The sequence below is a fragment of the Phyllobacterium sp. 628 genome (genome assembly GCF_014189505.1).
Taxonomy (GTDB): Bacteria; Pseudomonadota; Alphaproteobacteria; order Rhizobiales; family Rhizobiaceae; genus Phyllobacterium.
The window spans coordinates 1,383,450-1,395,660 of the sequence record NZ_CP050301.1 but is presented as its reverse complement, the minus strand read 5'-3'; the positions used below and the strand labels follow the sequence as shown (position 1 = coordinate 1,395,660).

The window sequence follows — 12,211 nt, the reverse complement described above, 5'->3', positions numbered from 1 at the left end:
AGCGAGACTCATCTTATGACAAGTCAGATCATCCCGGTTGAACCCTTTGACTGCATCGTATTTGGCGGCAGCGGCGATCTTGCCGAACGCAAGCTGATACCGGCGCTTTACCAGCGTCAGAGGGACGGCCAGCTTTCCGAACCAACCCGTATCATCGGCGCATCCCGTTCAGCCATGCCCGACGCCGATTATCGCAAGTTTGCAGAAGCTGCGATCAAGGAACACGTCAAGCCGGAAGAAATCGACAAAAAGCAGGTCGAGCAGTTTCTGAGCCGCTTGTCCTATATCGCCGTTGATGCGACATCGGAAAACGGCTGGGATGAACTCAAAGCGCAGGTTGGTGACGCGTCACAGAAAATCCGGGCCTTTTATCTGGCGGTCAGCCCTAGCCTCTTTGGCGATATTGCCAGCCGCCTGAAGAAATATGACCTGATCACCGATCAGACCCGCATCATCGTCGAGAAGCCGATTGGCCGCGATCTGAAATCAGCCATCGCGCTGAATGACACGATCGGCAGTGTGTTCAATGAACAGCAGATTTTCCGTATCGATCACTATCTCGGCAAGGAAACTGTACAGAACTTGATGGCACTGCGTTTCGCCAACGCGTTGTATGAGCCGCTGTGGAATTCGGCTCATATCGATCATGTGCAGATAACGGTTGCCGAAGCTGTCGGCCTCGAAGGCCGCGCCGGTTATTACGATACGGCAGGTGCACTGCGCGACATGGTACAGAATCATATGCTGCAACTCCTGTGCCTCGTCGCCATGGAGCCGCCAGCGTCCATGGATGCCGATGCCGTTCGCGACGAAAAACTGAAGGTGTTGCGTTCACTCGCCCGCATCGACGCCAAGAATGCGGAAGAGCTGACTGTTCGGGGCCAATATCGTGCCGGTGCATCGGCCGGTGGTCCGGTTAAGGGTTATCAGGAAGAACTCGGCGGCAAGAGCAACACCGAAACCTTTGTCGCCATCAAGGCGGAAATTGCCAATTGGCGCTGGGCGGGTGTGCCTTTCTATCTTCGCACCGGCAAACGCCTTGCAACGCGCGCTTCGGAAATTGTTGTTTCCTTCAAGCCCATTCCGCACTCGATCTTTGGTGAAACGGCGGGCCGGGTTGTCGCCAACCAGCTGGTTATCCGCCTGCAGCCGGATGAAGGTGTCAAGCAGTGGATGATGATCAAGGATCCGGGTCCGGGTGGCATGCGACTGCGCCATGTGCCGCTCGACATGAGCTTTGCCGAGTCGTTTCAGGTGCGCAGTCCTGACGCCTACGAGCGCCTCCTCATGGACGTGGTTCGCGGCAACCAGACGCTGTTCATGCGCCGCGACGAAGTGGTGGCTGCATGGCGCTGGGTTGATCCGATCCTCAAAGCCTGGACAGACAACGAACAACCTGCCGCAGGCTACACGGCCGGAACGTGGGGACCGTCGGCAGCCATCGCCCTGATCGAACGCGACGGACGCACCTGGCACGAAACATGATTGCACGGGAAATGGTCATGCAACAGACATTGAACAGTTTCGCCGATGGAAATGCTCTTGCTGAAGCTCTGGCAACGAGCGTTTCCGAGCACCTGCAAGCGGCGTGCGATGCCCGTGGCACGGCAGTGCTGGCTGTATCGGGCGGAACAACCCCTGCCCGCTTTTTTAAGGCACTGTCAGTCAAAAACCTGCCTTGGAGCAAGATCACCGTCACGCTGGTAGACGAGCGTTTGGTGCCCCCGGACAATGAGCGTTCCAATCAAAAGCTCGTCACAGACCTGTTGCTGCAGAACGCGGCTGCCGAGGCCAACTTTGTCGGCCTCTACAATGCGGCAGCAAATGCTGATGAGGCTGCGAAATCGGCGGCTGGTACCATCGCAAAGCTCAGCGAACCCTTTGACGTTGTTATTCTTGGCATGGGCGGCGACGGCCATACGGCATCGTTCTTCCCCGGCGGCGACCGCCTTGCTGATGCGATTTCGACCGATCAACCCGCCCTCGTGCTGCCGATGCAGGCAGAAGGCGCTGGCGAGCCACGCCTGACATTGACACTGCCTGTCATCGTCAAGTCCCGCTTTGTTGTGCTGCATATCGAAGGCGACAGTAAAAAGGCCGTGCTGGAGAAAGCGCTTGGCGATGGCGCTATCACCGACATGCCAATCCGCGCAGTTCTGCGCCATCAGCCAATCAATCTGGAAATTTTCTGGGCTCCATAAGGAGAGAACCAATGACCGTCCTGCAAAGGGTCAAAAGCATTACCAACCGTATTCGTGAGAGGTCGATACCGACCCGCGATGTCTATCTCGACCGCTTGCGTGAGGCCGCTTCCCATAAGCCAAAACGCTCGGCCCTCGCCTGTGCCAATCTTGCCCATGGGTTTGCCGCTTGCGGACCTTCCGACAAGGCAGCCTTGGCGGGCGATGTGCTGGCCAATATCGGTATCATCACGTCCTACAATGACATGCTTTCGGCGCATCAGCCGTTTGAAACCTACCCGCAACTGATCAAGGCTGCCATTAACGAAGCTGGCGGTGTTGCGCAGGTTGCCGGCGGTGTACCCGCCATGTGCGATGGCGTTACGCAAGGGCAGCCGGGTATGGATCTGTCGCTGTTCTCCCGCGACGTCATCGCCATGGCAACGGCTGTCGGCCTCTCGCATGATATGTTTGACGCAGCGATCTATCTCGGCGTCTGTGACAAAATCGTACCCGGCCTCGTCATCGGTGCCTTGACCTTCGGCCATCTCCCGGCGGTTTTCATACCGGCGGGGCCAATGACGACCGGGCTTCCAAACGACGAGAAAGCGAAAACACGCCAGCTCTATGCGGAAGGCAAAGTTGGCCGCGACAAGCTTCTGGAGTCGGAATCCAAATCCTATCATGGTCCCGGCACATGCACCTTTTATGGTACTGCCAATTCCAACCAGATGCTGATGGAAATCATGGGCCTGCACACACCAGGCTCTTCCTTCATCAATCCCGGCACGCCGTTGCGCGATGCACTGACACGCGAAGCAGCGAAGCGCGCGCTCGCTATCACAGCGCTTGGTAATGAATATACGCCCGTCGGCGAAATGATTGACGAAAAAACCATCGTCAACGGTGTCATCGGCCTGCACGCAACGGGTGGCTCGACCAACCATACAATGCACCTCGTAGCGATGGCTGCTGCCGCTGGCATCAAGCTGACATGGCAGGATATTTCCGATCTTTCCGATGTGGTTCCCCTGCTTGCCCGGGTTTATCCGAACGGCCTTGCCGACGTGAACCATTTTCATGCCGCTGGCGGCATGGGCTATATTATCCGTGAATTGCTCGATTCCGGCCTTTTGCATGAAGATGTCAAAACGGTCTGGGGTGAAGGCCTGCGTGCCTATACGATCGAGGTCAAGCTCGGCGAAAATGGCACCGTGCAGCGCGATCCCATCCCGTCAGAAAGTGCCGACAAGAAAGTGCTCTCAACGGTCAAGGAGCCTTTTCAGGCAACTGGCGGACTGAAGATGCTCAAGGGCAACCTTGGCACGGCCGTTATCAAAACTTCCGCTGTGAAGCCGGAGCGGCGCATCATCGAAGCGCCTGCCATTGTTTTCGACAGTCAGGCAGCGCTGCAGGATGCCTTCAAGGCCGGAAAACTCGATCGTGATTTTGTCGCTGTGGTCCGTTTCCAGGGGCCGAAGGCCAATGGTATGCCGGAACTGCACAAACTGACACCGCCGCTCGGCGTGTTGCAGGATCGCGGCCACATGGTTGCGCTGGTCACAGACGGGCGCATGTCCGGCGCTTCGGGCAAAGTACCTGCGGCGATCCATGTGACCCCGGAAGCATTGAGCGGCGGCATTATCGCCAAAATTCGCGATGGCGATATCATTCGGCTGGATGCGGAAATCGGCACGCTTGACGTGCTGGAAGACCCGGAGGTACTTGCTGCACGTCCTGACCCTGTCGTTGATCTCAGCCGTAACAGCTATGGCATGGGCCGAGAGTTGTTCGCAGCATTCCGCAACGTCGTCGGCCGTGCCGATGAAGGCGCATCGGTATTTAGCTGATCAATAGGTGGTACGGCGCTCATCGGAAGGTGAGCGTCCGAACTGTGCCCGGTAGCTCTGGGCGAAGTACGAATGAGACGTGAAGCCTGTCGCCAGTGCCACGTCCAGAATCGGCGAGTGGGTTTGCCGCAGCAATTCCCGCGCGCGTTCGAGCCGCAGGTTCATGTAATAGCGGCCCGGTGTCATGTTCAGATGGCGCAAAAACAGTCGCTCAACCTGCCGAACCGAAAGGCCTACTGCTTTTGCCAGTCGTACAGCCGATTTAGGCTGTTCGAGATTATCGGCCATCAACTCGACGATCTTGCGCAGCTTTTCCGATTTTCCGGTGAGGTCGCGTTCCGGGCCGATACGCTGACGGTCCGTTTGCGAGCGGATGCGCTCGTGGTGGAACTGGTTGGCAACCTCATTGGCAAGGCCGGGATCAAAATCCTGCCGGATGATTTCCAGCATCAGATCGATTGATGTCGTGCCGCCCGCGCAGGTGTAACGCTTGCGGTCAATCTCGAATACATTGCCGGTGCAATCGATTTGTGGAAACCGCTCCTGAAAGCCCGCCCGGTTTTCCCAATGGATCGTACAGCGATGCCCTTCCAGCTGGCCGGCCTCGGCGAGGATATAGCTGCCGACATTGAGACCACCCAGCGCAGCACCGCGTCGCCCCAGATTGCGCAGGGTCGCGATAACCTTTGGTTTTTCCGCGAACTCCGTTGTCAAACCGGCACAGATGAAGACAATATCGGAGGCGGGCAATTCAGCTAAAGAATATTGCACATTGATCTGTAAGCCATTCGAGGCGGTGACCGCCTCTCCAGTCGCTGACACGATGACCCACGAATAGAACTGCTCTTCGGCCATACGGTTGGCCGTGCGCATTGTGTCGATCGCAGCGGCAAGGCTGAACATCGGGAATTTGTCGACGAGCAGAAAAGTAAAGGTTCTGCCGACCTTAAGGGCTTCGGGCATGTGCTTTTCTACGACAATCCTTTTGCAAATCCGTAAATCAGAAACGCGGCGGGGTTTTTCCGACGCTGCGATGGGCAGCGACAAGTGTATTGGCCATCAACATGGCAATCGTCATCGGGCCGACGCCACCGGGGACGGGAGTCAAGGCACCGGCAACAGGCGCAACATCGCCAAAATCAACGTCGCCAACGAGGCGTGTCTTACCCTCCCCGCGCTCCGGCGCCGGAATGCGGTTGATGCCGACATCAATGACCGTTGCACCGGGCTTCACCCAATCTGCCTTGATCATCTGCGGACGGCCAACGGCCGCAACCAGAATATCCGCGTTGCGGCAAAGGCCGGGGAGATCCTTGGTCTTGCTGTGCGCGATGGTAACGGTGGCATTATGCGCAAGCAGCAGGTTGAACATCGGCTTGCCAACGATGTTTGAGCGTCCGACAACCACCGCGTTCAGTCCCGATAGATCACGGCCCCGAACCCGGTCGATCAGGAGCATGGAGCCTTCTGGCGTGCAGGGTACGAACGCGGTTTCCAGTTCACCCGTGCCGAGCTTGCCGACATTAATGAAATGAAAGCCGTCGACATCCTTGTCGGGCGAAATGGTCTGAATGATGCGGCCGGAATCAATGTGCTTCGGCAATGGCAATTGGACAAGAATGCCATGAATGCGCGGATCAGCATTCAGCGTCTCGACCAACGCAACGAGATCGTCTTCCGATGTCTGCTCGGGCAAAGTGTGCTGGACGGAATGAAAACCACATTCCTTGGCTTTGCGTCCCTTGGATGCGACATAGACCTGACTGGCCGGGTCTTCACCAACGATGACCACGGCAATACCCGGCGTGACACCACTGGTCTCAATCAGCTCGGCGGCGGACGCCTTGACCTTGGAAACCACGTCTTCGGCAATCTGCTTGCCATCAATCGTCACTGTCATGTGCTGCTCCTGGGCATCTCGCTTCGGGAATGGCGTCATTCTGAGGATTCTGAGGCAATACAATACCGCCAGAACGGCGTTCACTGACGCAATAACGAAAGCGGCAGAGAAGGGCAATGCGATGATGTGACCCAAGGATCGTTCTGGGGCTTGCGAATGCGCCAAATCCACGCATGATCACACTATTCCGCCTGCAAACTGGATTCGTCGATGCGCTATTCCGCTTTCTCCCTGCTCAAGAACGCCCTCAATGGCAACAAGGACTGGAAGCCTGCATGGCGCAAGCCCGATCCCAAGCCTGCCTATGACGTGGTGATCATCGGCGGCGGCCATGGATTGGCGACTGCTTATTACCTTGCCAAGGAACATGGCGTGCGCAACATCGCTGTTGTGGAGAAGGGCTGGCTCGGCTCCGGCAATATCGGGCGCAACACGACAGCCGTGCGCTCCAATTATCTCCTGACCGAGAACCAGCACTTCTATGAAGCATCGATGAAGCTGTGGGAGACCATGTCGCATGATCTCAACTACAATGTGATGTTCTCGCAGCGCGGTGTGGTTAACCTTGCACACAATCTGCCGCAGCTGGATGTCTATGTCAGGCGCGGTAATCAGATGCGACTGAACGGCATTGACTGCGAGTTGATGAATCCCAAACAGCTGGAAAAGCTGATCCCGGGCCTTGATATCAGTGGTTCGGCGCGGTTCCCGATTATTGGCGGGCTGATGCAGCGCAGCGCAGGCACCGCGCGCCACGATGCGGTGGTTTGGGCCTATGCCCGCGCGGCAGATCAGCTCGGCGTTGATATTATCGAGAATTGCGAAGTGACCGGGTTTATGAAGGATGGTGACAAGGTCACCGGCGTCATGACCACGCGCGGTCCGATCAAAGCCAAAAAGACAGCCTGCGCCGTTGCCGGACATACCAGCGAGTTGATGCGCCGGGCGGGTGTTGACCGCCTGCCGCTTGAATCCCACGTTCTGCAGGCTTTTGTTTCGGAAGCATTGAAGCCTGTGGTGGATACTGTTGCCACGTTCGGCGGGGGACATCTCTATTTCAGCCAGTCAGACAAGGGCGGCCTTGTGTTTGGCGGTGATATTGACGGTTATAATTCCTACGCACAGCGCGGTAACCTGCCTGTCGTGGAAGACGTCATGAGCGAATTTGTCGCCCTGATGCCTGCCTTGGCACGGGTCAAGCTGTTGCGCTCCTGGGGTGGCATCATGGACATGTCCATGGATGGCTCGCCCATTATCACGACCGGGCCGCTTCCAGGCATGTATCTGAACACAGGCTGGTGCTACGGTGGCTTCAAGGCGACACCGATTTCTGGCAAATGCTTTGCCTGGACTATCGCCAAGGACGAACCGCATCCGCTATCCGCGCCGTTTACACTGGACCGGTTCTACCGGGGCTATGTGATCGACGACAAGGGCATGGGGCCAACGCCGCGATTGCATTAATGTCCGGCGCGTTGCCGTAAGATTTCCCGGATATCAGCGATATCGCTCAGCATTTCTTCGATATTCGAATTGTCGTGATGCCGTTCGGCAAGATGAACATCGGCATATTCATACAGGAACTGAGCAACCGCGATCTCATCATCGATTGACGATTGCGCATCTTCGTCGCGCATATCATCAAATTCTGCGGCGAAACCGCGGGTTTGCGCCTGTTTGATCGCCGCACCCAATCGGCTTTCCGATCCCGCGGCGGGGATATTCTCATCAACGGGTTGAACGCGCTTTGTGCCAGCTGGTGAATTGGGGTCGACTGGATCGTCACCGTTGCCGCCTTGCAGACCGTTCCTCATTCTGCGCAGCGCGGCAATGCCAAGCCCGGCCAGCAACCCGGCCAGGAAGCCACCGGCAATGATAATGTTGCGCGGGCCGCCAGTGGCTTGCGTTGCAGGACTTGCCGGGGAAATAACGCGGATATTGCTGTTATGCACTTCTGGCAGGCCTGTTGCCTTGGCCTGTAGCAACAACGCCTCATACGCCGCCCGTCGGGCAGAAGCTTCCCGTTCGAGCTCGCGCAGCTTGATCACATTTTCATTCGGATCAGCTGTGCGGGACTTCAGCTGCGCCAATCGTGCCGCAATATCCTGCTCCTGCTGTACCGAGCGCTTCAACCCGATCTGCACCGATGAGGCAACGCGATCCAGTTCGCTGCGGATTTCTTTACGGACTCCATCCGCTTGAGACCGCGCCTGAATCAGCTGCGGATGCCGAGGCCCCAACTTGATGGCAAGCGTGTCAGCCTGCTGTTTCAGCTCGGCATATTGTGAACGCAACGCCACAAGGGCATCGGAGCGGAATTCTTCAGGCAGCGTGTTTAGAGAAATAGCGTCAACCGGACCGCCACGCAGGGATGCCGCTAGTGCATTCAACCTCGTGGTTCGGTCCCGAGCCGCCACCAGCTCATCACTGGTCCGCGCAATCTCGTCATCGCTGATGACACGCCCCTGCGCATCGACAAGGCCATTGTCTACCCGGTATTTTTGAAGAACGTTTTCAGCCTGTTCAGCGGCAATACGCAGCTCGGTTTGCCGCCCGGCCTGCAAATCTGTTGCCTGCCTGGCTACGCCAGACTGACCATTGCTTTGCTCCTCGAGAAACACATCAGACACAGTGTTGGCAATAAAGGCAGATTTTTCCGGATCACGCGATTTGACGGTGATATTGAAAACAAAATTCTTGGAGCTTCGGTCGACATCCACATGCTCTGCAAGATTGCGCAAAAGCAGCGTTTCCCGCGCTGTGGCATCGGGCGTGCTGTCCGTCGAGAAGAGTTCGCGCAGGCCGGCAAGCATGCCTTTGTCCTTCAGGCCGCCATTGAATTCCGGGTCTTTTGCCAGCCCTGCCCGGTCAATCACTTTGGACAGGACGTTGCTCGACTGGATGACACGCAACTGACTTTCCGCAATGGCAAGTGATGCATCCACCGGCAACTGGCCGGGTGCCACTTCCGTACCGGTCAGCTTGAGATCACGCGGATCAACCAGCAGTTCAACATTCGAAGAGTACAGCTTCGGCATAGTCATGGCGTAGCCAAAGCCGAGGAGTGTACCGATCAACGTCGTTGCGATGATCAGTTTTCGGGAACTGCCAATGCGGTTGACGGGAGCTGGCTGTTCGACAGGTTGTCTCCATTCATCATCGTCTTTTTCCGGCTGACCAAGCTGCTTTTGAAGAACAGGCTTTGACGCTTCAGGTTTCTTGCCCGGCAGAACAGGCTTTTCTTCAAAGGACAGTGGCAAGACCGGTGGATTGTCGTCAATGCGCCGGTTTAGTTCGGCCTTGATCGCAGCCATATCTGCGCGCATGCGGTTAACAGCGTCCTGTTCCGCTTCTTCTGCCGACAGCGCCATTTCTGGCTCGACGACGGGAGGCTGGGCCAGGTCATTGCCTGCCGCCAAGCGCAAAGCGCGCATGCGTTGATAGTGTTCAAGATCATCTTCGTGGTGCAGGGATGGGCGCGTTTCGGGGATTTCAACGCGAACAGGTTCGTCCGCCGCCGTTTCCGGCTGGCTGGCAAACGAGAGAAGCGAGCGCCGAGGCCGCTTTCCTGTCTCGTTGTCCCGATCACCCATTCCCATTCGCACTCCACAATCGAAACTCAGCACAATATAACCCGAGCCGATGGCTCACGGTTAATCCAACCTAAAGTTCTATGGAAAATAAATCGTTAATCTTCGGTGAAAGAGCCTCGGCATTCCTGTAGAGAAATTTCCGCTGACCGCGTGTAATCACGACCCATGTCTAAAATTTGCTGACACTGTTGACCCGACCCAACAGACCAGATCAAAGTGCGACCACTTGAAAAGGGAGAAGAAGAATGGTTGACGGCGTGGTTCTGGTTGGTTGCGGCAATATGGGTTTTGCCATGCTCAAGGGCTGGTTGGATGCCGGCATATTGAAGCCGGAACAGGTCCATGTTGTTGAACCAACCGATGTGCTGCGGGACCGCGCGGCAACGCTGGGCGTGAATGCGGTTTCCGATGCGGCGGCGCTTGCCACCGATCTTCAGCCGCGCGTGATCCTCGTTGCTGTCAAGCCGCAAGTGATGGGCGATGTACTGCCTGCCTATAAGCGTTTTGCGGACAAAGCGACCTTTGTCAGTGTTGCGGCAGGCATCACCGTCAGCTTTTTCGAAAAGCATCTGGGCAGTCAAACCGCCATCATCCGCACCATCCCCAATACACCTGCGGCCATCGGCAAGGGCATGATCGTTACGTTCCGCAATGCACATGTCAGTGATGATGACGCGGCGTTCGTTGATGCGCTTCTAAAAACCAGTGGTGCCGTGGCTTCCGTTGATGACGAAAGCCTGATCGATGCGGTAACAGCAGTTTCCGGGTCGGGACCAGCTTACGTGTTTCATTTTATTGAAGGCCTGACCGAAGCGGGCGTTGCTGCGGGACTCACCCGCGATATCTCCGCCTTGCTGGCCATGCAGACGGTTTACGGCGCCGGTGCGCTGGCAGCAGCGAGCGCCGATACGCCAACGACGTTGCGTGAACAGGTCACTAGCCCCAATGGTACAACGGCAGCAGCGCTGAAAGTTCTGATGGGCGACGATCGTTTGAAGAACCTTTTGACGGAAGCCGTGCATGCGGCACATCAGCGTGCGATCGAGCTTGGAAAAGTTTGAGCTTTCGCGCTTCATCGGGCTGCGCTAGCCTGCCGAAATGAATGTTCACTCATCCACAGATCTGATGCCACTGGCGAAGCCGCAACGTGCCTACGGGCATGCAAGGCTTGCTGTCAAACCAGTGAATGGACGCACACGCATTGCCACTCTCTATCAGGAAGGCTGCGCCAAAATTCGTCTGCCAGACAGGGATGATGCTTCGCTAGAAGCTGTCTTGATCAACACCTCGGGCGGGCTGACGGGCGGCGACGAGATGCGCTGGCAGATCGATGCCCTTAACAATTGTCATGCTCAAGTTACCACGCAGGCATGCGAGCGCATTTATAAGGCATCAGCCGGCGTGGCTGATGTAACAACCAATCTCTCCGTTGGCGAGAACGCCAGTCTCTCCTGGCTGCCACAGGAAACGATTCTCTTCGAACAATCGGCATTGAAACGGACACTGACGATAAACCTCGCAGCAACAAGCCGTGCGCTGATCGTCGAGCCCGTTGTGTTCGGACGTAAGGCAATGGGCGAAGACGTGCAGACTTGTCTCTTTCGTGATCGCTGGCGTGTTTACCGGCAGGAAAAGCTCGTTCATGCCGAAGACTTTGCCATTGGCCCGGATACGGCATCTATGCTGGTCCGCCCTGCTCTGCTTGGCGGAATGCGGACCATGGTGACAATTCTTCTCCTGGATAGTGACTCAGAACGCTATCTGGAGCGGGCCAGAAAAATAATTGGCGAAAAAGGTGGTGCTTCGGTCTGGTCTGGCAAGCTTCTTGCGAGGCTGGTTGACGACGATGCCTATTCCCTCCGGAAACGGCTGATACCACTGATCGACCTGCTGAATGAAAAGGCAGGCGTGCCTAAAGTCTGGTCAATCTAGACCCATACAACAAACAGGGATGGCCAAGGGAACACGATGAATCTGACGCCGCGTGAAAAAGACAAACTCCTCATCTCCATGGCGGCGATGGTCGCCCGCCGGCGCCTCGAACGCGGCATCAAGCTGAACCATCCGGAAGCCATTGCCCTGATTACCGATTTTGTCGTTGAGGGCGCGCGGGACGGCCGCGCCGTTGCTGACCTTATGGAAGCGGGTGCCCATGTCATTACCCGCGAGCAGGTGATGGAGGGCATCCCCGAAATGATCCACGATATTCAGGTGGAGGCGACATTTCCGGATGGAACCAAGCTTGTCACTGTCCATGAACCAATCAGGTAGGAGAGACAGATCATGATTCCCGGCGAAATCATTCCTGCCAAGGGCGATATTGAACTCAATACCGGCGCTACGAGCATCACACTCAAGGTCGCCAATACAGGTGACCGCCCTGTGCAGGTCGGCTCGCATTATCATTTCTTTGAAACCAACAACGCGCTGATCTTCGACCGCGCTCAAACGCGTGGCATGCGGCTGGATATTTCGGCGGGAACTGCAGTTCGTTTCGAGCCGGGACAAGAGCGCGACGTGACGCTCGTACCGCTTAGCGGCAACAGGGTCGTCTACGGCTTTCAGCAAAAGATCATGGGAAAGCTTTGATCAATCCGCTTTCCCATAATTTCTGCTTCAGCAGCGACCGGACTCTATCCGATCGTGATGACGTTATCGAAGCTGGACTGGCGGAAGAGCGTGAAGCGC

11 protein-coding genes are annotated in these 12,211 nt (G+C 56.7%); 8 read left to right on the top strand and 3 right to left on the bottom strand.

Going from position 1 to position 12,211, the window contains the following annotated elements; genetic code table 11:
* The first annotated feature begins 15 nt into the window (after positions 1–15).
* From zwf to edd, 3 genes are read left to right on the top strand one after another with little or no spacing between them, the layout of a single operon-like run.
* On the top strand, positions 16–1,485 hold the full coding sequence (gene zwf / locus HB779_RS08445; protein WP_188345280.1) for a glucose-6-phosphate dehydrogenase: 1,470 nt from the start codon (positions 16–18) through the stop codon (positions 1,483–1,485).
* Positions 1,486–1,502: 17 nt separating this feature from the next.
* Complete coding sequence (gene pgl, locus HB779_RS08440) at positions 1,503–2,201, top strand: 6-phosphogluconolactonase (RefSeq protein ID WP_188345279.1); 699 nt, start codon at positions 1,503–1,505, stop codon at positions 2,199–2,201.
* Between the two features lie 11 nt (positions 2,202–2,212).
* Entirely contained in the window at positions 2,213–4,030 is a 1,818-nt protein-coding gene (gene edd, locus HB779_RS08435; protein ID WP_188345278.1) for a phosphogluconate dehydratase, read from the top strand.
* On the opposite strand, the gene HB779_RS08430 is transcribed toward edd, so the two are convergent.
* Positions 4,031–4,993, bottom strand: coding sequence for a GlxA family transcriptional regulator (locus HB779_RS08430; RefSeq protein ID WP_188345277.1), 963 nt, complete (start codon positions 4,991–4,993; stop codon positions 4,031–4,033). It lies immediately after the preceding gene.
* 37 nt (positions 4,994–5,030) lie between these two features.
* Positions 5,031–5,930, bottom strand: a complete 900-nt coding sequence (gene folD / locus HB779_RS08425) for a bifunctional methylenetetrahydrofolate dehydrogenase/methenyltetrahydrofolate cyclohydrolase FolD (protein ID WP_188345276.1) — start codon at positions 5,928–5,930, stop codon at positions 5,031–5,033.
* A 210-nt stretch (positions 5,931–6,140) separates the two neighbouring features.
* On the opposite strand from folD, the gene HB779_RS08420 reads away from it, so the two are divergent.
* Positions 6,141–7,394, top strand: a complete 1,254-nt coding sequence (locus tag HB779_RS08420; protein WP_188345275.1) for a sarcosine oxidase subunit beta family protein — start codon at positions 6,141–6,143, stop codon at positions 7,392–7,394.
* Here HB779_RS08420 and HB779_RS08415 read toward each other — a convergent pair.
* Entirely contained in the window at positions 7,391–9,523 is a 2,133-nt protein-coding gene (locus HB779_RS08415) for a GumC family protein (protein WP_188345274.1), read from the bottom strand. The genes HB779_RS08420 and HB779_RS08415 overlap by 4 nt on opposite strands.
* 245 nt (positions 9,524–9,768) lie before the next feature.
* Here HB779_RS08415 and proC point away from each other — a divergent pair, with 245 nt between their 5' ends.
* The 4 genes from proC (at position 9,769) to HB779_RS08395 (ending at position 12,112) form a co-directional block, all read left to right on the top strand.
* Positions 9,769–10,584, top strand: a complete 816-nt coding sequence (proC, locus tag HB779_RS08410; RefSeq protein ID WP_188345273.1) for a pyrroline-5-carboxylate reductase — start codon at positions 9,769–9,771, stop codon at positions 10,582–10,584.
* 64 nt (positions 10,585–10,648) lie between these two features.
* Positions 10,649–11,455: an urease accessory protein UreD gene (locus HB779_RS08405; protein ID WP_188345272.1), complete on the top strand. Its 807-nt coding sequence runs from the start codon at positions 10,649–10,651 to the stop codon at positions 11,453–11,455.
* Between the two features lie 36 nt (positions 11,456–11,491).
* Positions 11,492–11,794 carry an urease subunit gamma gene (locus tag HB779_RS08400; protein WP_188345271.1) on the top strand — a complete coding sequence of 101 codons (303 nt, stop codon included), beginning with the start codon at positions 11,492–11,494 and terminating at the stop codon, positions 11,792–11,794.
* Positions 11,795–11,806: 12 nt separating this feature from the next.
* On the top strand, positions 11,807–12,112 hold the full coding sequence (locus tag HB779_RS08395; protein ID WP_188345270.1) for an urease subunit beta: 306 nt from the start codon (positions 11,807–11,809) through the stop codon (positions 12,110–12,112).
* The last annotated feature ends 99 nt before the right edge of the window (positions 12,113–12,211 follow it).

Coding starts and splice junctions, on each gene's coding strand:
- zwf (WP_188345280.1), top strand. CDS start 16: ATGACAAGTCAGATCATCCCGGTTGAACCCTTTGACTGCATCGTATTT.
- pgl (WP_188345279.1), top strand. CDS start 1,503: ATGCAACAGACATTGAACAGTTTCGCCGATGGAAATGCTCTTGCTGAA.
- edd (WP_188345278.1), top strand. CDS start 2,213: ATGACCGTCCTGCAAAGGGTCAAAAGCATTACCAACCGTATTCGTGAG.
- HB779_RS08430 (WP_188345277.1), bottom strand. CDS start 4,993: ATGCCCGAAGCCCTTAAGGTCGGCAGAACCTTTACTTTTCTGCTCGTC.
- folD (WP_188345276.1), bottom strand. CDS start 5,930: ATGACAGTGACGATTGATGGCAAGCAGATTGCCGAAGACGTGGTTTCC.
- HB779_RS08420 (WP_188345275.1), top strand. CDS start 6,141: ATGCGCTATTCCGCTTTCTCCCTGCTCAAGAACGCCCTCAATGGCAAC.
- HB779_RS08415 (WP_188345274.1), bottom strand. CDS start 9,523: ATGGGTGATCGGGACAACGAGACAGGAAAGCGGCCTCGGCGCTCGCTT.
- proC (WP_188345273.1), top strand. CDS start 9,769: ATGGTTGACGGCGTGGTTCTGGTTGGTTGCGGCAATATGGGTTTTGCC.
- HB779_RS08405 (WP_188345272.1), top strand. CDS start 10,649: ATGCCACTGGCGAAGCCGCAACGTGCCTACGGGCATGCAAGGCTTGCT.
- HB779_RS08400 (WP_188345271.1), top strand. CDS start 11,492: ATGAATCTGACGCCGCGTGAAAAAGACAAACTCCTCATCTCCATGGCG.
- HB779_RS08395 (WP_188345270.1), top strand. CDS start 11,807: ATGATTCCCGGCGAAATCATTCCTGCCAAGGGCGATATTGAACTCAAT.